Genomic DNA, 22,793 nt, shown 5'->3' with positions numbered 1-22,793 from the left:
CAATTCTCGTCTTACTTGCGCTTCAGGAGACCCATCAGGCCGCCCTTGCGCGACTTTTTCACGGCAATTCGGCCGGTAACGATGTGCGAGATCTGCGCAAAGGTCTCGGCAATCGGCGACTTGGCGTCGACTTCCGAAATCATGCGGCCGCTGTTTGCGGCATTGCCGAACAAGCCGATATCGAAAGGGATGATCGCGATTGGCTCGATTTCCAGCGGCTCGCAGAATTCGGAGATGCCGATTTCCGGCCGCTTGGGCATGCCGACCTGGTTGAGGACGAGATGCGGTGCCTTGTCGTTCGGGCGCAATTTGCGGAGCGCGTCGACCATGTTCTTGGCGTTGCGAAGGTTGGCAAGATCCGGCATGGCGCAAATAACCACATCATCGACGCTGGAGAGCACCGCCCGCGTCCACTCAGACCACATGTGAGGAACATCCAGAACGGTGACCGGGGCGCTCCGTTGCAGGACATCGAGCACCGGCTGGAAAGCATGGCCTTCGAAATCATAGGCGCGATCCAGCATCGACGGAGCGGCCAGCAGCGACAGATGGGTCGAGCACTTGGTCAGCAGGCGATCGAGAAAAACCTCATCCAGGCGATCCGGGGCGAAGACGGCCTCGGCGATGCCCTGTGCGGGGTCCTGGTCGAAGTCGATGTTGGCCGTCCCGAACGGCAGGTCCAGATCGGCGAGAATCGTCTCGGTGGAAAACAGATTGGAGATGCCGAAGGCGCAGTTGTGGGCGATAGTCGAAGCTCCGACGCCACCCTTGGCACCGATGAAGGCAACGCTGCGACCGATCGGCTCGGCGTCCGGATCGATGAAGATGGTCGACATTGCCGCCATCAGATCCGACATCGACACGGGCTGGACCATGTATTCGGAGATGCCGTTGCGCATCAGCTCGCGGTAAAGGGTGATGTCATTGTGGTAGCCGACGATTACCACCTTTGTGCTCGGATCGCAGACTGCGGCCAGAGGCGCCAGATCGGCGAGGAGCGAGGCCGGCGCGGATCGGGTTTCGATGATGATCAGATTTGGCGTCGGAGCGCTCGAGAACATGTTCGCCGCGGCGGCCGCGCCGCCGCTTGTTATACGCAGGCTGACCTTTGCCATACGGCGGTCGTTGCCGAAGCGCTCCATCAATTGCTGGAGCGGCTCGCTTTCGCAAAAGGCGTGGACAGAGATGCGCGGCAGCGGACGCATGTTTTCGAGATCGCCGGTGCGCTGAACTTCAGCCTCCGTTCTCTCCGTCTGAATATTGTACTCGATCGCGCTCATGGTCTTGTCCTGTCATCGTTCCCGGTCGGAGCATTCCAATCGATCATCAACCACCGAAGCCGCCGATGGTGGATGAGCTTGTCGGGGTTGAGCCGTTACGGTAGCTGTCGATCACCTTGCCGCGCTGCTCGGCATCGATGGGCGTCTGGGCTCTCGGGGCAATGAGGTCGGTCGGGTTGGCGACCTGGGCTGCCAGGTTGCTCTGCTGCGCGCAGCCGAAATTGTAATAGTTCTGGTTATCGAAGGCGTTGGCCGACAGATCCTCCGGCCATTGGCCGCAGGCATTGGTGACTGCGGTGGTGGCCGCGAAACGCAGACGGATGGGAGCGGCATCGCCGGCGCCACCGGCAGGGTAGAAGGTATCGGCAATCCGTCGCGACGGGATACCGTTGGCAACCAGTTCCTGGCGGACCTGCTGGCGAACGTCCGAAACTGCCCTGCTATTCATCGACCCGCGAGGGGTCATGATTTCAACGGTGCCGGTTGCATGCGCCTTGTAATCCTGGATGAAGCCGCGGATCATATCGCGGGTGCCCTGCGTGAGGCGCCGATCGCTGGCGGCCACGGGAATATCGACATTATGTTCGGCTTGCGTCAGGACAATCGGATGACGCTGGCGATAGTCGTCATGAACCGCCCCGGTCGGCATGTCATCACGACCGGCGCAACCGCCCAGGGCGAGAAGTACCAATGCCGCCGAAGCGAAGCCGAACTGCTTCGCTGCAGAGACGCGTTTTCCCGAGCCGGCCATCGTGAGATCTCGCTCGGCGTTCGTTGACTGTCGCATCGTCATCACGCGCCCCTACTTGTAGATAAAGCCGACGGAGCCATGGAATTCGGCATCCGCGACGGGAGTGTCACGTCGGCCATAGACCTTGTTGACACGGTTGAGGAAAAAGGTGCCGGCATCGCCCGCCGGAGAGAAATTGTCGTCGGGGCGCGAGAGGGCGTTGCGCGCAACGGGGCGCACGAGGAATGGCGTCGCGATGATGACCAGTTCGCTCTCGTCGCGCTCAAAGCTCTTCTGGCGGAACAAGGCGCCGAGGATCGGAATCTTGGACGCACCGGGCGTTCCGTTGGTGGTCTGCTGGACATTGTCACTCAGCAAGCCGGCAAGAGCAATCGAGCCGCCGGAGGGAAGCTCGACCGAAGTGTCGGCGGCACGCTGGTTGTAGGTCGCGGCGCCGGCCGTCCCCACCGGTTCGGATACCTGGGTATTGATGTGGAGACTGATGCGCCCGGCCGAGAGCACGACAGGCGTAAATGATAGACTGATGCCATAAGTGTAGGGTGTTATGGTGACTTTGCCGTCGCTATCCGTCGAGGAGTAAAGTGTCTGGCCGCCGGAGTTGAAGGTGGCTGCTTGCCCGGAAATCGCGGTCAAAGTCGGTTCCGCCAGCGTGCGGATCGCCTTTGCCTGTTCCAAAGCGTTCAGGTAGCTGTGAATATCGTATTTGCCGACGGCGTATTTGAACAAGGCTGACAGGCCGCCATTGCCGGTAGCCGCCGAGGGATCTCCACCGATGAGGCCCGTGGACGAGTCTTTGGTGATATTGCCGAGTTGTGCGACCGCGAGGCCGGACGAATTCCCAACGAGATTGTCAAAGCCGATCTGCTTCAGGACGCTGCGTTTGATTTCGGCCACAGTGACCTTCAGCGTCACCTGATCCTCACCCTCGATCTGCAGGAAGTTCTTGATCTGCGATGTCTGGCGGCCTTCCGCGAAGATCGCCACCGCGCTGCTGCTGCCGGTGCCGCTGACGGTCTGGTTGCGGGTCGTCGCCTCACCGCCCTTCAGGAAGGCCTGCGCGAGATCGACCGCGCGCGACGAGTCCATCGGGGTCCGAACGGTGCCTGTGAGCACGACGTTGTCGGAGACGATCTCGACCTTGATGTCTGAATCAGGAATAAAGCGCTTCATATTCTCCTGCAGGCCGCTGATGTCGCGCTCGATGGAGATGTCGAGTGTCGCGACCTCTTCCCCGTTGGCACCGAAGACGAAGATATTCGTCTGGCCGACCGTCTTTCCGAACAGATAGATGCGCCGGGAGGTGCGCGTCACCGCGTCAGCCCTCGTCGGATCGGAAACGAGGATGTCATGGGCGTCGGCTGGGAGGTCGACAACCAGGGCCTTGTTGAGGCCGAGGTTCAGCCGCTTGTGATTGCCGATGCCCGCGATCGTAACGATGCTGTCCGCCGTGTCGGCCATTGCTGCGTCGACCGCCAGGAACGACGAAGCGCTGCCGAGCGGCAGACCGCTGAAGGCAACGGAGAAAGCGAGCAGTGCCGAGAACGACGGGCCGATCTTAAAATGTGTCATCCGCATGGTCCCGCCCCTGTTCATTGTACTTTGATAGGCGCGTCGCCAGTAACAACGGCGCCGGACTTGATGACCTGAACCGCCGAAGCGCCACTGTCGCCGGTAATAAGATAGTCCGCGGCGCCTGTATCCGACTCCTGGGCGTCGGCGACGGAGCGAAGCGCCATCGACAGGCGGTCTGCCATCTGCTGTGCAGTCGCCAAAACCTTCGTCTGGTCTGGAGTCAATTCCAGTGTCGCGGTTGCGCCGACGGCGGTTTTGGAGCCGTCCGGCTTCTGTTCGATCTGCTGATCGATAGCAAGCACGCGGACATTGGTCAGAATTGTTTCTGTCTGGAACTTGGCCGTCGTGCCTTTGCGGACCATAAGTATGTCGACGCGGTCATTTGGAAGAATAAAGCCACCCGCACCGGTGGCGACGGAGATTTCCGTGGCGACGGCTCTTTTTCCTGCCGGAAGCAGCGATGAGAGAATGCGGCTGTTCGAATCCGCGACTTTTTCCTCGCGGATAGGCTCACCTTCGAAGATCGGCAGGCGGACGACCGCGCCGAGCATGTCCTTCAAGGCATTCGGTCGCTCTGCCTCGGTAATGACACCCTTGACGACGCCGCCTTGGGGCCATTCCATCCAGCGGATGGAGCTGTCGTTCAAGCGCGAGCCGACCGGAAGATTGGCACTCGCGACCAGAACGTTGACGCTCGGTTCCTTTTGATAAACCGTTTCAGCGACAGGCGCCATGTTGCGACCGCCGGCAAGTCGCATTGCCAGCACGCCGGCAAGACCTGCCGCGCCAACTGCCACAACGAGTATTATCAGGCGAGCGGGTTTCATTACTAATCCTCAGGGGAACACGACTGTTCACCGCCGAAGATGCACCGCAATTGGTATACTTACGGTTAATAAAACGCTTACGATCGAGGTTAACAAAATCTTTGCAAGGTTGCTCTCGTTCAGGAATGCTGGCCGAGAGCGGCGATCACCAAAGGCGAAGATGGAAAGGCAAGGAAGCCGCCGAGGCCTATCGCAATTCCGTAAGGGATCTTCTTCGCATGCATCAGGGAGCGCGGCATTGCTACGCCAATCGCGCTGAGCAAATCAGAGCGCGACCGGATGACAACGATCAACACCGTCATCATGCCGCCGATCAGGCTGACATAGACGGCGAAAGCCAGCAGGGACTGATCGAAGCCGAACCACAGGGCCGCGGCACTCAGAAGCTTGGCATCACCTCCGCCCATGACGTTAAGCGCGAAAAATCCGAAGCAAACGGCAAATACGATGGTCGCGCCTAGAAAATGCATGCCGATGACGGATGGCGCGAGCCCGGAAAACGGCACGACCAGAACGAATGCGCCCACGAGGATGATCGAAACGCGGTTGGGGATCGTCATGGTGAAGAGGTCGGACAATGCAGCAACCGCCATGCACAGCGGGAATATCAGAAAAATCGCGGCATTGATCATCATCGTCTCCTAACCTCAGAAGCAAAAGCTAACAGCGATTGCCTAACAAGGAATGATTGCTGCGCAGAGCCCTGAAACGAATGAAGTCCGCCTCGATGGAAGAGGCGGACTCCAATTTAACCAAGTCAGTCTGAAATCAGCAGGCGGTGGCAGCGTTGCCGCACTTGAGCTTGGTCGCGATGTTTGCGAACTGGTTGTTCAGAGCACCGCCGAGTGTCGTTGCGCCAGTGATCAAGGCTACGGAGATCAGGGCAGCGATCAGACCGTATTCAATCGCAGTCGCACCGGATTCGTCTTTCAGGAAACGCGAGAAAAGCTTTGTCATGGAAACTCCTAATCCACATGTTGACAGCACGTCCGCCAACTGTTTGCCGTTGATCGGATGAGGACAAATTATCCACGCCCCGTTTCAATCGACTTAAAAAAACCGGTTAACGAGATCCTAACGGGCCGTGACTAATAAGATAGTTAATGAACAATCCAAATAACGATTAGTATTGTTGCAGTGTAGAAATCGCCGCGAAGCAACGGCAACATTCCAATTTTGGGGCGACTCAAATCTCTTCAGCGGCGCGAATGGAAATGTGGAAATCCCATTATCCGACACCGTTGAGAGTGCGTAGTGCCGCCGGTGACACAATTTCAGACATCTTAACGGTCCATTCACTAATATTTTTCATTCTCTCGCATGATAAGCAGAGAAATCGCCCACGAGGCCCCATGATGTCCATTCGCGGCAAAACCGCTCCATTCGTCTGCATCATCGCGGCAGCCGGACTGATGCCGCAATTTTCCATGGCACAGGAAGATATGTTGCGCGTCTTCATGGACCATGCCCGAATCTTGAAGCTGGACCGTCCTGTCAGCAAGGTGATTGTCGGAAACTCACAGGTGGCCGATGCGACGGTGGCCGATCCAAAGACTATCGTGCTGACCGGCCGCAGCTTTGGGACGACCAACATTGTCCTCCTGGACGCCGACGGAAATGCAATCGTCGACGAACGTATTCTCGTGTCGATCGACGAAGGTAATACCGTGCGCGTGTTCCGCCAGACCGACCGTTCCGTCCTGTCCTGCACACCGAACTGCGAAGTCCACGCCCAGCAGAATGGCGCGGCGGCGCCCGGCGCAGCCACGCCATAACTCATTTCTGGCTCATTCGGCGCATAGGAAGTTAGCGAAAGCAGCAACGGAATTTCAACGAAGTCGGCCTAGGGTGCGCTTTAGTAGAGAGTAACGCGGGTACGAGCATGAGGGCCGACGATGATGAAAGCGGCAGCGACGCGCTTGCGCGACCTTCTGCCATGGCACGCCTGCGACAGGTTGCCCGATCAAGGGACGGCGCAACGGCAATCGAATTCGCCTTGCTTGCCGTTCCCTACTTTTTCATCATCTTCGCAATCCTCGAGACATTCGTTGCCTATACCGCCGAGCAGCTCGTGGTAAACGCGACCGACACCCTGTCACGCAAGCTGCGGACCGGCCAGATCACCTACAATATGTCTCGGTCGTCAACGGACATGGATAAACAGGCGTTTCGTCAGGCCTTCTGCAATGAGATCTCGATTGTGATCAAGTGTTCGGCAACCGAGGCCGCAACACCTTCGAAGCTGTATCTCGACGTTGAGACCTTTTCCTCGTTCAGCGACATCCCAACGACAATACCGCGCGTATCGACGGCCGCTTATGCCGATATCGATGCAACGGCCGTATCCAAGTTCACACCCGGCGGGCCGCGTTCGATCAACATGATGCGTGCCTATTACCGCTGGCATATTATCACCGACATCGTGAGGCCGTACATCACCACCATCCGGCCTGCGGATGGATCGATACCCACCGACTTCCTGATTGTCGCCACGACGGCATTTCAGAACGAGAACTACCCTTGAGCCCGTTGGACAAGCTTGCGCGAGAAAAGGCGGCCCGCTCCGATGCGAGCCCTGCCGGCGCCCGCCCCTTTGCCGCACTCGTGGCGCGGTTCGCACAGGATACAAGCGGCGTAGGCGCGATCGAATTCGCAATTCTGGTCCCTGTTCTCCTCCTTCTTTACCTGGGTGCGCTGCAAACAACCATGGCGCTCAGCGTCGCCCAGCGCGCCAGCCGAGCAGCGGGCACTGTTGCGGACATAGTTACCCAGCAACCTACCGTGTCGAAAAGCGCCCTGTCGGCGATGCCGTCGGTCGCGAACGCGATCTTCGTGCCCTACAAGATTACCGGCATGACACTCAAGATCACCGGCATCCAGATCGACGCCAGCAGCAAGGCTACCGTGCTGTGGTCTTGGGAACAGGATGGGACCACGGCCTATGTTGCCGGCAGTGAGGTCACCAATGTTCCGAAAGATCTCAACAAGGCAAGCTCGTTCCTGGTCCGAACGGAGATGGGCGTGCCTTTCAAGCTCATCAGTTTCGGTCCGGATTTCTTACCTAGCGGCATGAACTCCATCACCATGCAGCGCCAGTATTTCTATCGCCAGAGAACCGGTTCATCGATTACCTGCTCCGACTGCTGAAATATCCGTGCCCGGGATCGTCGCCAAAATTGTCAACGCAGGGCAAGCGCTATAAGGGTAGCTGCTTTAAAGCCCAGGATATTCGTCCTGTGGCCGCTCCTCCCATCAGGCTAGACAATGGCGCGTGCATTTCTCTTCGTTCTTGATTCCTTCGGCGTCGGTGGCGCTCCCGATGCGGCTGCCTATGGTGATCAGGGTGCCGACACGCTGGGCCACATTGCCGAGTTCTGCGCCGCAGGGGCCGCAGATCGCGCCGGGTTGAGGTCCGGCCCGCTGATGCTGCCCAACATGTCGTCGCTCGGCCTGATGCAGATTGCCAAGAGCGCTACCGGTGCCTACCCCGCCGGCATGCCGCTGCCGGATCGCATCTATGGCCTGCACGGGTGCGCCAACGAAGTTTCGCGCGGCAAGGACACGCCTTCGGGTCATTGGGAAATCGCCAGCATGCCCGTTGCCTTCGACTGGGGCTATTTCCCATCGGAAGGTGATGCCTTTCCGGCGGAATTCCTGGAAGCGTTCTATCGCGCGGCTGAGATCCCCGGCATTCTCGGTAATTGTCATGCATCCGGAACGGATATCATAGCGCGCCATGGCGAAGAGCATATGCGGAGCGGCAAGCCGATCTGTTACACATCATCCGATTCGGTGTTCCAGATTGCCGCCCATGAGGCCAGCTTTGGGCTCGACCGTTTGATGCATGTGTGCCGGATTGCGCGGGCCTTGCTCGATGAATTCAACATCGGCCGCGTCATTGCCCGCCCTTTTGTCGGCGACAGTGCCGCCACCTTCCAACGCACCGGCAACCGCCGCGATTTCTCGGTGCTGCCGCCGGAGCCAACCCTGCTCGACCGCCTCGTCGGCGCCGGGCGGAAAGTCCATGCTATCGGCAAGATCGGCGACATCTTTGCCCACCAGGGCATATCCACCGAGGTCAAGGCGAATGGCAACGACGCCTTGATGGATGCCTCGCTGAAGGCCATGGAATATGCCGATGACGGCGACTTGGTCTTTACGAATTTCGTCGATTTCGACATGATCTATGGCCATCGCCGCGATGTCGCTGGCTATGCGGCAGCGCTGGAAGCCTTCGATGCGCGGTTGCCGGAGGTTCACCGGAAGCTCCGGGCGGGTGATCTGGTGATATTGACGGCCGACCATGGCTGCGACCCCACCTGGCGAGGCACCGATCACACCCGCGAGCGCGTACCGATCATTGCCTATGGTCCGGGACTGCGGTCGCGCGCCATCGGCATCCGGCCGAGCTTTGCCGACATCGGCGAAACCATCGCCGCCCATCTCGGCATCGCCGCCGGAGCGCACGGAAGGAGCTTTCTGTGACATCGCATTTGAAAAAGGTCGAGCTGCACTGCCATCTGGAAGGGGCCGCCCCACCTTCCCTGACTGCGCAACAGGCACGTAAGTACGGCATGGATACCAGCGGATTCCTGCGCGACGGGACTTATCTCTGGAACGATTTCGCAGAATTCATTCTCGCCTACGACAAGGTCTCGGAGGTCTACCGCACCGAAGAGGACTATGCGCTTCTGACGGAGACCTATCTCGATGAACTCGCGGCCATCGGCACCATCTACAGCGAGCTTATCGTCTCGCCCGACCACGGTGAGCGCATCGGGCTTGGCGCCGATGCCTATATCGCGGGTGTGTGTGCCGGCATCCACGCGGCCAAGGCAAGGACCGGCATCGAGGCACGGCTGATCGTAACGGGAGAGAGGCATTTCGGTCCGGAACGGGTCGTCAAAGCTGCAGAATATGCCGCCCACAGCGATAATCCGCTGATCACCGGCTTCAATCTAGCCGGCGAAGAGCGCATGGGGCGCGTTGCCGATTATGCCCGAGCCTTCGACATTGCTCGCGATGCAGGCCTCGGCCTGACCATCCATGCCGGCGAGGTTTGCGGAGCGTTCAGCGTCAGCGACGCTCTCGACCTTGTCCGCCCTGCGCGTATCGGGCACGGCGTTCGTGCGATCGAGAATAGCGAATTGGTTCGGCGCCTGGTCGATCTCGGCACCGTTCTGGAAGTCTGTCCAGGTTCGAACATCGCCCTGAAGATCTTTCCCGACTTCGCTTCGCATCCGTTGAGGCAGCTCAAGGAGGCCGGCGTCCGCGTTACCATCAGTTCGGACGACCCTCCCTTCTTCAAGACCTCGCTGGAGCGCGAATATGCGCTGGCGAGCTCCGCATTCGGTTTCAGTGACACCGAAATCAACACGATGACCCGAACGGGAATAGAGGCGGCCTTTGTCGACGAGGCGACCCGAGCGCGGCTTCTGGCGCAGCTTTAGGCGCTGTGCCCGGGTGAGAGATTGGGGATGTTTGAACGTGAAGGCGCCTGTTCACTTGCGGTGAAGGCATTTTCCGTGAAAGAACACGTTTTATTCTGAAACCAAGCGGAAGGTTGAAATCATGAACGGCGTTACGGTTATCGATCATCCGCTCGTGCAGCACAAACTCACCATCATGCGGCGCAAGGATACGTCGACTGGCAGCTTTCGGCGTCTGTTGCGCGAGATTTCGACCTTGCTTTGCTATGAAGTGACGCGCGATCTGGAACTAACGATGGAAACTATCGAAACGCCACTTCAGACGATGGAATCGCCTATCCTCGAAGGCAAGAAGCTGGTGTTCGCCTCGATCCTGCGTGCCGGCAACGGCTTGCTGGAAGGCATGCTCGATCTGGTTCCCTCCGCCCGCGTCTCACATATCGGCGTCTACCGTGACCATGAGACATTGCAGCCGGTCGAATATTACTTCAAGGCGCCGGAGGATATCTCCGAGCGACTGATCATCGTCGTCGATCCGATGCTGGCGACGGGCAATTCGTCGATCGCAGCGATCGACAAGCTGAAGGAACGCGGCGCCCATAACCTGCGCTTTCTGTGCCTGCTGGCGGCGCCTGAAGGTTTGAAGAACTTCACCGAAGCCCATCCCGACGTACCGGTATACACCGCCTCCATCGACAGCCATCTCAATGAGAAGGGCTATATCATGCCTGGCCTCGGCGATGCCGGCGACCGGATGTATGGCACCAAGTAAGCAATAACTCCTGGTTAACCGTGATCGAGAATTGGTCGCCGCGGTGCGGCGGCCGCTCTCTGTTGGCCCACGCCGTTAGGAAGTTGTCAGTAATCTGAGGATAAGGGTTGCTGGACATCACGCCTCGCATGACGCCGGGTTTATACAGGAAGGATTCTTGTTGATGCTTGTACGCAGCCTCGTGTTTGCTGGCGTCTTTGCGGCGTTAGCGACCCAAGTCCCGACGCTTTTTCAAAAGAGCGACGCGGCGCCAGATCCCATGCCGTCTCTCATGAGCCTGTCCACGCCGTTACGGCAGGGCATTGCCGTCGATGCCCACGGCAATGTGCAGCTAAAGGCCGATACCCAGGGCCACTACAGCGGCGATTTCAAGATAAACGGAAAGACGGTTCCCGGTCTGATCGACACGGGTGCCACCTACGTTGCCTTGAACGAGACGACAGCCCGCCGTCTCGGCTATTCCGTTGGGGCACTCGACTTCAGGAACGTAATCAACACCGCAAACGGCCAGACGAAGGCCGCCTATCTGAAGCTCGACCGGGTCGAGATCGGGGGCATCAGGGTGCGTGACGTCGACGCGTTGGTGCTGAGGGACGAGGCGCTCAACTCGACGCTGATAGGAGTGAGCTTCCTCAAAAAGCTGGCATCCTACAGCGTTGAAGACGGTGCGCTGTCTCTGGCACAATAGATACCGACCCATCGACCCTACATCCGTGCGACGATGAGCGGCTCTATCTGGGGCCGCGCGTCGGCGATGCGGTAATTGGACGTCATTGCGGCAATAGCCCGCTCGGCAGACCCGTCATCGGCTGCATGCACAGTGGCAATCCGATCGCCTCGGTGGACGCGGGTTCCGAGCGGAAGCAGGTCGCTGAAGCCGACCCGGTGGTCGATCTTGTCCTCAGGGCGGAGACGGCCGCCGCCCAAGGCTATGACATCCATCCCGATAGCCCGCGCATCGCAGGCGGCAAGCCAGCCATCACGGGCGGCCAGAACCGGTCTTTGCACCGGTGCTGCAACCAGATAGGCGTCGGGGCGATCCATCAGGTCTGGTGGCCCACCGAGGCCCTGAACCATTTGGGAGAAAATCTCAGCCGCTCGACCGGAGCCAAGCGCCCGGCGTGCGAGACCCTCGCCCTCTTCCGCACTATCCGCAACCTTCGACCGAACCAACATCTCGGCCGCGAATGCCATGACCACGGCTTCGAGCCGAGTTCCAATGCAATTGCCCTTCAGAAACTCGATGGCATTGCGGATTTCCACGGCATTGCCGGCTGCATTGGCCAGCGGCTGGTTCATGTCAGTCACCAGCGCCGACGTTCGCAGACCGGCACCATTGGCGACCTCGACCAAGGAGCGTGCCAGCGTCCCGGCTTCGTCGAGCGAGGTCATGAAGGCGCCGTTGCCGATCTTGACGTCCAGCACCAGCGTTTGCAGCCCGGCGGCCAGTTTCTTCGACAGGATGGATGCAGTGATCAAAGGGACCGAATCGACAGTGGCTGTCACGTCCCTAATGGCATAGAGCCTGCGATCGGCCGGTGCGAGCGCCTGGGTCTGGCCGATGATGGCACAGCCGGTGTTTTCGAGCACCGTACGAAAGCGTGCTGCGTCCGGCGTAATAGAGTAGCCCGGGATCGATTCCAGCTTGTCGAGCGTGCCGCCGGTATGGCCGAGGCCACGACCTGAGATCATCGGCACCGCCAAGCCACAGGCGGCAGCAATGGGTGCCAGCACCAGCGAGACATTGTCGCCGACGCCCCCTGTGGAATGCTTGTCTGCGATCGGGCGCTCAATGCCCGCCCAGGTCAGCATCTCACCCGAGCGTGCCATTGCCAGGGTAAGCGCTACCGTTTCGTCCTGGGTCATGCCCTTGAACCAGACGGCCATCGCAAAGGCCGCGATCTGGCTCTCCGAAATTTCATCGCGCACTAATGCGCCGATGAAGCTATCGATATCGGCCGGCGAAAGCGTCTCGCCGTCGCGTTTCCGCCGGATGATCTCCTGCGGGAGCATCCTTCAGTATCCGGCGGCGAGTGTGATCGACGGCCCGCCGCTGAGCACGGAAAGAATGTCGTCGAGAAGGCCGGATGCGCCAAACCGGAACGTCGAGGGCATGGCCCAATCCGGCGCCATGATGGTATCGGCAAGACGGAGATACAGTGCGGCCTCGGCAACCGATCCGATGCCACCGGCGGGCTTGAAGCCAACCTTGCGACCGCTGTCACGGATCGAGCGCAGCATGATGTCGGCGGTTTCCAGCGTGGCGTTGACGGCAACCTTGCCAGTCGATGTCTTGATGAAATCGGCGCCCGCCGCAATTGCCAGCTCCGAGGCGCGCCTGATCAATGTGGCATCCCTGAGCTCGCCGGTCTCGAGAATGACCTTCAGAAGGGTCGGGCTCGTGCATTCGGCGCGAACGGCAGCGACCATATCGGTCACCGCCTGTTCGTCACCGGCCATGAATTTGCGATAGGGTATGACCAGGTCGATCTCGTCGGCACCATCCGCGATCGCTTCGCGCGTTTCGGCCGCGACGTCGGCGATTTCCATGTCGCCCGCCGGGAAATTGACGACGGTGGCAATCCTGATCGCATGGCTGTTGCCGAGAATGCCGCGCGCGCGGGCGACGAAGCGTGGCCAGATGCAGATCGCCGCGCTGCGGCCAAAGGGGGTCTCGGCACGAGCGCAGAGCGTGACGATCTGCGCATCCGTGCAATCGTCCTTCAGGTTGGTCAGATCGAGAAGGGAAAGCGCGACCGCGGCCGTTTCCCGAAGCGAATGGTCGTTCATCGATTTGCTCCTCCGCCGGCGATCATTTCCTTCAGGATCGCGGCAAGACGGGCACCGCCGATCGGCGCCATGTCCTTGGTCTCTTCATGACTGAGTTCTCCCCCGGTCATTCCCGCCCCATAATTGGTTATCACGGAGGCAGCGGCAACCCGCAGACCGAAGAAACGCGCCAGTATCACCTCCGGCACGGTCGACATGCCCACGGCATCGGCGCCGAGAACCCTTGCCATGCGGATTTCCGCCGGCGTTTCGAAGCTCGGGCCGGAGAACCACATATAGACGCCCTGCCCCAATTCGATCTCGCATTTCGCAGCAGCATTATGCATGGCGCGCGCGAGATCGGCGTCATAGGCCGTGGTCATGCCGACGAATCGCCTGTCGCTATCGACGCCGATCAGCGGGTTCATGCCGGAGTAGTTGATATGATCGGAAATCTGCATCACAGAGCCCGGAGGAAGATCCTGCCTGAGCGAGCCTGCGGAGTTCGTCAGGATCAGCTGTTCGACCCCGAGGCCGGCGAGCACCTCGATGGGGATGCGCATGGCATTCGCATCGCCCTTTTCGTAATAATGGACCCGGCCGGACAACATGACAACAGGGGTGCCGCCCAGCGTACCCGCGACGAGTTCGCCAGCATGGCCGGATACGCCGCTGACGGGAAAGCCCGGGAGCTCGCCATAGGCGATGCGCACGACGTCCTGCAGTTCGCCAACAAGGGCACCGAGGCCTGAGCCCAGAATGATGCCTGTGCGAGGCGAGAGGTCGCCGAGCTTTTCTCTCAACAAATGGACGAGTGCGGCGGTCATCCGAGGATATCGGTCTCGAAGCTGAAAGGCAGAAGCTCTTCCATCGTAATCGTCTTCTTCACGCCGGCCTCGTCGCAGAGGTAGATCTTCGTGTCCTTGCCGGCAAACTCGGCGATCTTCTGGCGGCAGCCGCCGCAGGGCGGGCAGAGTGCCAGCTTCTCGGCGATGACAGCCATCTCGACGATCTTCTTGCCGCCGCCCATGATCATCATGCTGATCGCCGTCGGTTCGGCGCACCAGCCTTGCGGAAAGGACAGGTTTTCAATGTTTGCACCGGCGTAGACCTTGCCATCGTCAGCGCGGATCGCGGCACCGACCGGGAACTTGGAATAGGGTGCGTGGGCAAAGGCCATGGCCGCGCGGGCGGCTTCGAACAAATCGTGCGACATGTCTATCGCTCCTTTGAATAGGGCACGCCGCCGGCCTTGGGCGGATGGGCGACGCCGATGAAGCCGGCGAGCAGGATGCAGGTAAGAATATAGGGCAGTGCTTGGAAGATCTGAACCGGAACCTCACCGATCAGCGGAACGGACTTGCCCTGCATGAAGTTGGCGAAAGCGTCCAGGAAGCCGAACAGGAGGCACGCAAACATCACGGGCACTGGCTTCCACTTGGCGAAGATCAAGGCCGCGAGCGCGATGTAACCCTTGCCGGCCGACATGTCCTTGATAAAGGCGGCAGATTGGGCGATCGCCAGATAAGTGCCGGAGAAGCCGCAAAGAATGCCAGCGCAGATAACCGCGCGGTAGCGCAGCCAGCTGACCGAAATGCCGGCTGTATCGACCGCGCCGGGGTTCTCGCCGACTGCGCGCATCCGCAGACCGAAGCGCGTGCGATAGAGGATCCACCAGGACACCGGTACGGCGAGGAAGGCCAGATAGGTGAGGACATTGTTGCCGGAGATGACGTCGGCATAGATCGGGCCGATGACCGGTATTCCGCGCACCTGCTCGGCGCCGGGAAGGATGATCGACGAGAAACGGCCATTGCCGGAAACCTGGGGCGTACGGCCACCCTGACCGAACCAGGCTTGTCCGAGCACGATGGTAAGACCGGCAACCAGGAAATTGAGTGCGACGCCCGAGACGATCTGGTTGCCGCGATTGGTGATCGAAGCGAAGCCATGAATAAGGCTCAGCGAGACCGATGCCCCGATGCCGCCCAGCAGGCCGGCCCAGGCCGATCCGGTCAGATAGGCGATGCAGGCAGCGGCAAAGGCGGAGGCCAGCATCTTTCCTTCCAAACCGATGTCGAAGACGCCGGCGCGCTCGGAAAACAGGCCCGCCAGTGCCGTGAAGATCAAGGGAACGGACAGACGGACGGTGGACCCGATAATGCTGATGAGGATATCGTAGTAATCCATAGGGTTATCCTCCCGTCCCGACGAGTTTCTGATAGATGCGGACCAGCGCCGGCCGGAACATGTATTCCAAGGCGCCAGCAAACAGGATGACGAGACCCTGGATCACCAGGATCATTTCTCGCGTGATGTTGGGCATGTCGAAGGAGAGCGCATCACCGCCCTGATACAGGATGCCGAACAGGATCGCCGCGAGGATGATGCCGACGGGGTGGTTGCGGCCCATCAGCGATACCGCGATACCGACAAAGCCGGCACCGCCGACGAGTTCGACCTGCAGACGGGCAGACGCACCCATCACCGGATTGAGCGCCATCATGCCGGCGAGACCACCGGAGATCAGCATCGCGATGATCACCGTGCGGGCATAGGGGATGCCGGCGTAGATCGCGGCTGACGGACTAATGCCGAGTGTGCGCATCTCATAGCCGAGCTTTGTGCGCCAGACGAGCAGCCAGACAAGAAGACACATGACCAGCGCAATCAGGAAGGAAACGTTGAAGGGCGCGGCACCGATTGTCGAACCGAACATCTCTATCAGCCAGCCGAGCTTGGGCAGCTGACCGCCCTCGAGGAAGGTTCGGGTTTCCGGCGCCATCTTGCCCGGCACGATGAGGATATGCGCGAGCAGATAGACCATCAGTGCCGAACAGATATAGTTGAACATGATGGTCGTGATGACGATGTGGCTGCCGCGCTTGGCCTGCAGCCAGGCAGGGATGAAAGCCCAGGCTGCCCCGAAGATGGCAGCGCCGACAACCGCGACCGGCATGGTCACGTACCACGGCACGTAGCGGTCGAGGCTCAGCGCCACCAGGGCGCAACCCAGGCCGCCGAAATAAGCCTGGCCTTCCGAGCCGATGTTGAACAGCCCGGCATGGATGGCGACGGCCACCGACAATCCGGTGAAGATGAAGCTCGTTGCGTAAAACAGTGTGAAGCCGATGCCCTCACCGCTGCCAAGCGCACCCTGCAGCAGCAGCTTGAGCGCCTCGATAGGATCCTCTCCGATCAGCCACACGACCAAGCCGGAAATGAGGAACGCGACGAGCAGGTTCAGGACTGGCATCAACCCGTAGGTGATCCAATTGGGGAGGCGGACAGATGCAGTGCTCATTCGGGCCTCACGCGGCAATACCGGCCATCATCAGGCCGAGGGTCTGTTCACCGGCATCAGCCGTCTTCTCGCCGACCACGTGACCGGCGAACATCACGAGGATGCGGTCCGACAGCGCCCGGACTTCATCCAGCTCGACCGAGACAAGCAGTACCGCCTTACCGGCATCGCGCATTTCGATGATTCGACGGTGGATGAACTCGATGGCGCCAATATCGACACCACGCGTCGGCTGGCCGATCAGCAACATCTTCGGGTCGCGCTCGATTTCCCGGGCGACGACGATCTTCTGCTGATTGCCACCGGAGAAATTGGCCGTGCGAAGGCGTGGGTTCGGCGGGCGGATGTCGTATTTCTCGATCTTCAGCGCGGCATCCTTGCGGATCGCCTCCAGGTTCATGAAGGGACCGGTGCTGAAGGCCGGATCGCGATGATAGCCGAGAATGGAATTCTGGTATTCCTCGAACGGCAGCACGAGGCCCATATGGTGGCGGTCTTCCGGAATATGCGCCAGCCCCAGCGCTCGCAGATGGGCCGGAGTGACCTTGTCGATGGTCTTGCCATGCAACAGGATCTCGCCCGAGGTCGGCTTGCGGATGCCGGCGAGCGCTTCCAGCAGTTCGGACTGACCGTTTCCGGCCACGCCGGCGATACCGACGATCTCGCCGGCACGGACGTCGAAGGAGACGTTGTCGACCATGGTCACGCCGCGGCCGTCCTTGACCGTCAGATTGCGCACCGACAGCACGATCTCGCCGGGGGTTGCGACGCCCTTCTCGACCCTCAGAAGCACGCGGCGGCCGACCATCAGCTCGGCCAGTTCCTCGACTGTGGTCTCAGAAGTCTTGCGCGTCGCTACCATCTCGCCACGTCGCATGACCGACACAGTATCGGTGATCGCCATGATCTCGCGCAGCTTGTGGGTGATCAGGATGACGGTCTTTCCCTGATCGCGCAGGACCCGGAGAATGCGGAACAGGTGATCGGCTTCGGCCGGCGTCAAAACGCCGGTCGGCTCGTCGAGGATGAGGATTTCAGCGCCACGATACATCGCCTTCAGGATTTCAACCCGCTGCTGCAAGCCGACGGGCAGTTCCTCGATCAGCGCGTCCGGATCGACCTCGAGGCCATAATCGGTTTCAAGGCGCTTCAGTTCGGTGCGGGACGCTGCGACGCCCTTTGCCAGCAAGGCACCGCCCTCGGCGCCGAGCATGACGTTTTCCAGCACAGTAAAATTCTCCACCAGCATGAAATGCTGATGCACCATGCCGATGCCGACATCGATGGCAGCCTGGCTGTCGCGGATCGTTACAGGTTTCCCGTCGACGCGGATCTCGCCGCCGTCGGCTTGGTAGAAGCCATAGAGGATCGACATCAAGGTCGATTTGCCCGCGCCGTTTTCGCCGATGATCCCGTGGATGGATCCCTTGGCGACGGTCAGGTCGATATTTTTGTTGGCATGGACGACACCGAACTTCTTGTCGATGCCCACAAGCTCAATGGCAGGCGCTTGGCTCACTTGGTGCTCCCGAAACCCTACATCAGGATATGAAAAGGGCGTATGGCGAATCGCCATACGCCCTTCTATCAACTCACTTCGGGCAGGTATTGTCCGACGTATAGTCGTGAACGCTGACCTTGCCGGAGATGACATCGGCCTTCGCCTTGTCGACTGCCGTCATCATCTCAGCTGTTATCAGCGGCTTGTTGTTGTCGTCCATGGCAACGGCGACGCCGTCTTCCTTCAGGCCGAGATGCTGGGCACCGGGCGTGAACTTGCCATTCTTGGAGTCCATGAAGGCGGTGTAGACAGCGAGATCGACGCGCTTGACGACCGAGGTCAGCACTGAGCCGGGGTGCAGATAGTTCTGGTTCGAGTCGACGCCGATCGAGAGCTTCTTGTTGTCGGCAGCCGTCTGCAGCACGCCGAGACCGGTCGCGCCGGCAGCCGCGTAGACGACATCCGCGCCCTGGTCGATCTGGTTTTTCGTCAGCTCGCCGCCGCGGACCGGATCGTTCCAGGCAGCGCCTGTCGTGCCGGTCATGTTCTGGAAGACTTCGATCTTCGGATTGGCCGCGCGCGCGCCCTGCTCATAACCACACTCGAACTTGCGGATCAGCGGAATGTCCATGCCGCCGATGAAGCCGATCTTGCCGGTCTTCGAAGCCATTGCCGCCATAACGCCGGCGAGGTAGGAACCTTCGTTTTCCTTGTACATGACCGAACGGACGTTCGGCAGGTCGACCTGGTCGTCGATCAGGACGAACTGGGTCTTTGGAAATTCTGCGCCAACCTTCTGCAGCGCCGACGACCAAGCGAAGGACACTGCGATAACAGGGTTGAAGCCCTTGCTTGCGAAATTGCGCAATGCCTGCTCGCCCTGCGTATCGCCGCTTGGCTCGAAGTCGCGATAGCCGATGCCCGTTTCCTTCTTGAACTTCTCAGCGCCGTTGTAGGCCGCCTCATTGAAGGATTTGTCGAACTTGCCACCAGTACCATAAACGATTGCCGGCTTGATATCAGCAGCGAGCGCCGACGCCGACATGGCGGCCAAGGCAAAAAGGGTCAAAACAGATTTTTTCATTAGCGCAGCCCTGTTGTTGCTATGATGGGGTCCTCCCGCAAGCCCGTTAGCCGGGACATGTCTGCGGAACCGCCGACCTCCCCCGAGGCCTGGCTTGGCGCATCCTTGCATGCTGACATCAAAAATTCACCAGAAATTTTTCAGCTGGTAAAAATTTGTCGGAACTGCCGAAAACCCAGGTCGGCTGCCGGATTTTTGCGCTGCGAGCTGCCTAATATGCAGCTTTTATAACCATTTAGGCTTCTAGCATCCGGTTAGGAGCTTCAAGCATCGGAAAGATCACGCCACGAAGCGGCCGGCGGGAGAAGGTTTTCGGTAGCCCATCATCCAGAACAGCAGCGATACCACGAGTAACACGCCGAAGGCCGGTTGCGACAACAACCATGTCACCGTTGAGACGTACAGCCGGTCGGCATCCCCTGCCGCCGTCGTCGACAGCAGCTTCTCGAAGCTTGATGGGCTCACGCTCATCCAGAAACTGCCAAAGGATGTCATGTCTATCGCAGAAGACGCGACGGAGCGGATGGAATCAATCGTACCGGCAATGGTCGCCAAGACGAGCGACACGAGGCTAAAAAAGCGCAACAGAAAACGCAACGGTCTCTCCAACTGCCCGAGCCCATAAGCGGCAGGTCATTGCCGCAGGATTTCCTCGTCTCATGTTAGAGATATGTTAGAGAGACAATCCATGCAATGTGCATTCACAGAGGCTTTGCACAGAGAAGTCGAAAATACTCTTCTCTATGGGGTTGATCCCCGCGCATTCCTCGGTATATATCGCGCCGTTCCCACAATTGCTCCTTAACCGGATGCGAAGTGCAGATGGACAGGTGGCCGAGTGGTTTAAGGCGCACGCCTGGAACGCGTGTGTGCGTGAAAGCGTACCGTGGGTTCGAATCCCACCTTGTCCGCCATCTCTTCGGCAAATGGCTTCGGCCCACCCAATCATAGAATAAGCAGCCGAGAGCGACATCGGAGACTGACATGGCCGCCCGCGACCGCTTTTCAAAAAAGCTTATCTGTCCCCAGTGCGGACATTCCGGTTTCGCCGAGGCATCAGAGGATGATGATCGCAACCGTAAGAATCCGGGCTTTGCGATCGATGTCCTGCCGCGTGGCTTTTACGAGCAGCGCGCCTCGAAATACCAGGAAAGCTATGTCATCCGCTGCCACTGCGGACGGAAGTTTCCGTTTCGCGCCATCACCGAACCTGCGCATGATTGACGTGGAACGGTCCGGCGACGGCAGCATGTCGCGAAGGCGTTAGCCGATCCACCGGCTGCCTTATCCCAGCAAGGTGAACGTCGGGCTGTTGTCCTTCAACTGCACCCCCGTCCCCCCCATCCGGAAGGCTTCCTCGATCAACCAGACCAGCTTATGGGCCGCTTCCCCGAAGGTGAGGCCGCCTGGGCGGATGTTGGAGACGCAGTTGCGGTCGGCATCGTTCTTGCCGACGCGTGGATCAAAGGTCAGATAGGCGCCTATGCTGTCCGGAGAGGAGAGGCCGGGCCGTTCGCCAAGCAGCATCAGCACCGCTCGCACGCCCTGTAAAGCACCAACCTCGTCTGCCAGCGCCACCCGGGCATTGCGGGCGATAGCGATCGGCGCGATCGTCATTTGCTTGATGCGCAGAAGCGGCGTCAGGGCGCGCAGCAACGGTTCGACATTCTGGTGGATGGCTGTTGCAGAAAGCCCATCGCCAATGACGATGCCAATATCGGCGCCTGTTTCAAGGTTGGCCTGTAGCGCGACCCTGCTGACGTCCGACAGGCGCCGCCCCAGATCCGGCCGCCGCAGGTAGCTTTCCCGGCTGACAGCGGCGCTTTCGACAAGGCGCGGTTCGAAACCCATCGCCTGAACTGCTGCCGCTATTGCGCCCGTATCAAATGCCAGATGCACGGCGTCCCTTGCCTGCGCATGGGCCAGGCCGAAACCAAGAACTTCGGATGTGGGCAAGGACGATCCGGAGCGGCCAAGGGCGATGCGGGCTGTGGTGTGGCTCTTCAGCCTTGTCCAGCCGTCGATGCTGGTAAGGGCTACGCGCTTATCGACCGGCGTGTCGCGGTTGCTCATGCCGCTGCTCCCATCATCGGATCTTCGGCAAGTGCCATGAAGAGGCTGTTGGCACTCTGCGGCAAAAGCCGACCATTTGCATCGCTGATGCCGCTGCTTTGCAGCCAGGCCTCGAATTCCGGTGCACGCTTCAGGTCGAGCAGTTCGCGGACGTAGAGCTGATCGTGAAAGGATGTCGACTGGTAGTTCAGCATGATGTCGTCGGCGCCGGGGACACCGATGACGAAATTGACGCCGGCCGTTGCCAGCAGGGTCAACAGGGTGTCCATATCGTCCTGATCGGCATCGGCATGGTTGGTATAGCAGATGTCGGCGCCAATCGGCAGGCCCATCAGCTTGCCGCAGAAATGGTCTTCCAGCCCTGCACGGATGATCTGCTTGCCGTCATAGAGATATTCCGGACCTATGAAGCCGACCACCGTGTTGACGAGCAGCGGCTCGAACTGCCGGCAGACGGCATAGGCGCGGGCCTCCATGGTCTGCTGGTCGACGCCGAAATGGGCATTTGCCGAAAGCGCCGAGCCCTGCCCGGTCTCGAAATACATGCAGTTGTTGCCGACCGTGCCGCGATTGAGCGAGCGTCCGGCGTCGAGACCCTCCTGCAGCACCTTGAGATCAATGCCGAACGAGCTGTTGGCCTTCTGGCTGCCGGCCACCGACTGGAAAATTAGATCAACCGGAGCGCCGGCATTGATCATCTCGATCGACGACGTGACATGGGTCAGCACGCAGGTCTGGGTGGGGATGGAGAAGCGCTCAATCAACTCGTCGAGCATCCGCAGAATGCCTGAAAGGACGCTGGGATTGTCGCTTGCCGGATTGATGCCGATCACTGCATCGCCGCAGCCGTAGAGCAGCCCATCAATGGTAGAGGCAAGGATACCCTTGAGGTCGTCCGTTGGGTGATTTGGCTGCAGCCGCACGGCCATTCGACCCGGCAGGCCCAGTGTGTTTCGGAAGGCTGTCGGCGTGCTGCACTTCTTGGCAGCGAGGATCAAATCCTGATTGCGCATCAGCTTGGACACAGCCGCCGCCATTTCGGGCGTTATCGCCGGTGCGATCGCCGTCAGCGCCGACGGGCTGGCTTGCTCGGACAGAAGCCAGTTCCGGAACTCGCCGACCGTCAAGCTGGCGATTGGTCGGAAGCTCTCGACATCATGGGTGTCGATGATCAGCCGCGTGACTTCGTCATCCTCATAGGGAATGACCGTTTCGTTGAGGAAGGTGGTGAGCGGCAGGTCGGCAAGGCACATCTTGGCGGCAAAGCGATGGACGTCGGATTGTGCGGCGACGCCTGCCAGCGCATCGCCCGATCGCGCCGGTGAAGCGACGGCCAGGACATCCTTCAGATCTTCGAACCGAAAGCGCTGGCCGCCGGCCGTCATCGTATAAGCCATGGATACGCCGCCCCGTCTTCCTGTGATCGAACTT

25 protein-coding genes and 1 tRNA gene are annotated in these 22,793 nt (G+C 59.9%); 9 read left to right on the top strand and 17 right to left on the bottom strand.

What is annotated here, in order from left to right:
* Positions 1-11: 11 nt before the first annotated feature.
* From VH564_RS12080 to VH564_RS12055, 6 genes are all read right to left on the bottom strand, one after another.
* Positions 12-1,280 (bottom strand): AAA family ATPase, encoded by a 1,269-nt coding sequence (locus tag VH564_RS12080; RefSeq protein ID WP_423340082.1) that lies wholly within the window; start codon positions 1,278-1,280, stop codon positions 12-14.
* Positions 1,281-1,326: 46 nt separating this feature from the next.
* Positions 1,327-2,031: a CpaD family pilus assembly protein gene (locus tag VH564_RS12075; RefSeq protein ID WP_423340520.1), complete on the bottom strand. Its 705-nt coding sequence runs from the start codon at positions 2,029-2,031 to the stop codon at positions 1,327-1,329.
* 51 nt (positions 2,032-2,082) lie between these two features.
* The gene (locus tag VH564_RS12070) at positions 2,083-3,600 is read right to left on the bottom strand and encodes a type II and III secretion system protein family protein (protein WP_423340081.1); all 1,518 of its coding nucleotides are present in this window, start codon (positions 3,598-3,600) and stop codon (positions 2,083-2,085) included.
* 20 nt (positions 3,601-3,620) lie between these two features.
* Positions 3,621-4,430: a Flp pilus assembly protein CpaB gene (cpaB, locus tag VH564_RS12065; RefSeq protein ID WP_423340080.1), complete on the bottom strand. Its 810-nt coding sequence runs from the start codon at positions 4,428-4,430 to the stop codon at positions 3,621-3,623.
* 119 nt (positions 4,431-4,549) lie between these two features.
* On the bottom strand, positions 4,550-5,062 hold the full coding sequence (locus tag VH564_RS12060) for an A24 family peptidase (protein WP_423340079.1): 513 nt from the start codon (positions 5,060-5,062) through the stop codon (positions 4,550-4,552).
* 136 nt (positions 5,063-5,198) lie between these two features.
* Positions 5,199-5,387, bottom strand: coding sequence for a Flp family type IVb pilin (locus VH564_RS12055; protein WP_423340078.1), 189 nt, complete (start codon positions 5,385-5,387; stop codon positions 5,199-5,201).
* Between the two features lie 398 nt (positions 5,388-5,785).
* On the opposite strand from VH564_RS12055, the gene VH564_RS12050 reads away from it, so the two are divergent.
* The 7 genes from VH564_RS12050 (at position 5,786) to VH564_RS12020 (ending at position 11,319) form a co-directional block, all read left to right on the top strand.
* Positions 5,786-6,205 (top strand): pilus assembly protein N-terminal domain-containing protein, encoded by a 420-nt coding sequence (locus VH564_RS12050; RefSeq protein WP_423340519.1) that lies wholly within the window; start codon positions 5,786-5,788, stop codon positions 6,203-6,205.
* Between the two features lie 161 nt (positions 6,206-6,366).
* Positions 6,367-6,954: a TadE/TadG family type IV pilus assembly protein gene (locus VH564_RS12045; RefSeq protein ID WP_423340518.1), complete on the top strand. Its 588-nt coding sequence runs from the start codon at positions 6,367-6,369 to the stop codon at positions 6,952-6,954.
* An 80-nt stretch (positions 6,955-7,034) separates the two neighbouring features.
* A complete protein-coding gene (locus VH564_RS12040) occupies positions 7,035-7,577 on the top strand; it encodes a TadE/TadG family type IV pilus assembly protein (protein ID WP_423340517.1) in 543 nt (180 codons plus the stop codon).
* A 117-nt stretch (positions 7,578-7,694) separates the two neighbouring features.
* Positions 7,695-8,915 (top strand): phosphopentomutase, encoded by a 1,221-nt coding sequence (locus VH564_RS12035; RefSeq protein ID WP_423340077.1) that lies wholly within the window; start codon positions 7,695-7,697, stop codon positions 8,913-8,915.
* Entirely contained in the window at positions 8,912-9,880 is a 969-nt protein-coding gene (locus VH564_RS12030; RefSeq protein ID WP_423340076.1) for an adenosine deaminase, read from the top strand. Before VH564_RS12035 ends, VH564_RS12030 begins: the two co-directional genes overlap by 4 nt.
* A gap of 121 nt (positions 9,881-10,001) precedes the next feature.
* Positions 10,002-10,631 carry a uracil phosphoribosyltransferase gene (gene upp, locus VH564_RS12025; protein WP_423340075.1) on the top strand — a complete coding sequence of 210 codons (630 nt, stop codon included), beginning with the start codon at positions 10,002-10,004 and terminating at the stop codon, positions 10,629-10,631.
* A 157-nt stretch (positions 10,632-10,788) separates the two neighbouring features.
* On the top strand, positions 10,789-11,319 hold the full coding sequence (locus VH564_RS12020) for a TIGR02281 family clan AA aspartic protease (RefSeq protein ID WP_423340074.1): 531 nt from the start codon (positions 10,789-10,791) through the stop codon (positions 11,317-11,319).
* 17 nt (positions 11,320-11,336) lie between these two features.
* Here VH564_RS12020 and deoA read toward each other — a convergent pair whose 3' ends face one another.
* The 9 genes from deoA to VH564_RS11975 all read right to left on the bottom strand — a co-directional run bounded on the left by deoA (position 11,337) and on the right by VH564_RS11975 (position 19,886).
* Entirely contained in the window at positions 11,337-12,644 is a 1,308-nt protein-coding gene (gene deoA / locus VH564_RS12015) for a thymidine phosphorylase (protein WP_423340073.1), read from the bottom strand.
* Positions 12,645-12,647: 3 nt separating this feature from the next.
* A complete protein-coding gene (gene deoC / locus VH564_RS12010; RefSeq protein ID WP_423340072.1) occupies positions 12,648-13,421 on the bottom strand; it encodes a deoxyribose-phosphate aldolase in 774 nt (257 codons plus the stop codon).
* A complete protein-coding gene (locus VH564_RS12005; RefSeq protein WP_423340071.1) occupies positions 13,418-14,227 on the bottom strand; it encodes a purine-nucleoside phosphorylase in 810 nt (269 codons plus the stop codon). The genes deoC and VH564_RS12005 overlap by 4 nt, the downstream gene beginning before the upstream one ends.
* Positions 14,224-14,616 carry a cytidine deaminase gene (locus tag VH564_RS12000; protein WP_423340070.1) on the bottom strand — a complete coding sequence of 131 codons (393 nt, stop codon included), beginning with the start codon at positions 14,614-14,616 and terminating at the stop codon, positions 14,224-14,226. The genes VH564_RS12005 and VH564_RS12000 overlap by 4 nt, the downstream gene beginning before the upstream one ends.
* A gap of 2 nt (positions 14,617-14,618) precedes the next feature.
* Entirely contained in the window at positions 14,619-15,590 is a 972-nt protein-coding gene (locus VH564_RS11995) for an ABC transporter permease (RefSeq protein WP_423340069.1), read from the bottom strand.
* A gap of 4 nt (positions 15,591-15,594) precedes the next feature.
* Positions 15,595-16,704 carry an ABC transporter permease gene (locus tag VH564_RS11990; RefSeq protein WP_423340068.1) on the bottom strand — a complete coding sequence of 370 codons (1,110 nt, stop codon included), beginning with the start codon at positions 16,702-16,704 and terminating at the stop codon, positions 15,595-15,597.
* A gap of 7 nt (positions 16,705-16,711) precedes the next feature.
* On the bottom strand, positions 16,712-18,223 hold the full coding sequence (locus VH564_RS11985; protein WP_423340067.1) for an ABC transporter ATP-binding protein: 1,512 nt from the start codon (positions 18,221-18,223) through the stop codon (positions 16,712-16,714).
* A 73-nt stretch (positions 18,224-18,296) separates the two neighbouring features.
* Positions 18,297-19,289 (bottom strand): BMP family lipoprotein, encoded by a 993-nt coding sequence (locus VH564_RS11980; RefSeq protein ID WP_423340066.1) that lies wholly within the window; start codon positions 19,287-19,289, stop codon positions 18,297-18,299.
* Between the two features lie 279 nt (positions 19,290-19,568).
* Complete coding sequence (locus VH564_RS11975; protein WP_423340065.1) at positions 19,569-19,886, bottom strand: hypothetical protein; 318 nt, start codon at positions 19,884-19,886, stop codon at positions 19,569-19,571.
* A gap of 227 nt (positions 19,887-20,113) precedes the next feature.
* Here VH564_RS11975 and VH564_RS11970 point away from each other — a divergent pair.
* A tRNA-Ser gene (locus VH564_RS11970) sits at positions 20,114-20,203 on the top strand.
* Between the two features lie 70 nt (positions 20,204-20,273).
* Positions 20,274-20,513, top strand: coding sequence for a hypothetical protein (locus VH564_RS11965; protein WP_423340064.1), 240 nt, complete (start codon positions 20,274-20,276; stop codon positions 20,511-20,513).
* A 60-nt stretch (positions 20,514-20,573) separates the two neighbouring features.
* Here VH564_RS11965 and eutC read toward each other — a convergent pair whose 3' ends face one another.
* A complete protein-coding gene (gene eutC / locus VH564_RS11960; protein ID WP_423340063.1) occupies positions 20,574-21,362 on the bottom strand; it encodes an ethanolamine ammonia-lyase subunit EutC in 789 nt (262 codons plus the stop codon).
* Positions 21,359-22,759 carry an ethanolamine ammonia-lyase subunit EutB gene (locus VH564_RS11955; RefSeq protein ID WP_423340062.1) on the bottom strand — a complete coding sequence of 467 codons (1,401 nt, stop codon included), beginning with the start codon at positions 22,757-22,759 and terminating at the stop codon, positions 21,359-21,361. Before VH564_RS11955 ends, eutC begins: the two co-directional genes overlap by 4 nt.
* Positions 22,760-22,793: the final 34 nt, after the last annotated feature.

It is taken from the genome of Rhizobium sp. HT1-10, from assembly GCF_049472505.1.
Lineage (GTDB): Bacteria > Pseudomonadota > Alphaproteobacteria > Rhizobiales > Rhizobiaceae > Rhizobium.
Note: the sequence above shows the minus strand (reverse complement) of the source record. Positions and strands in the feature narration are given on the sequence as shown.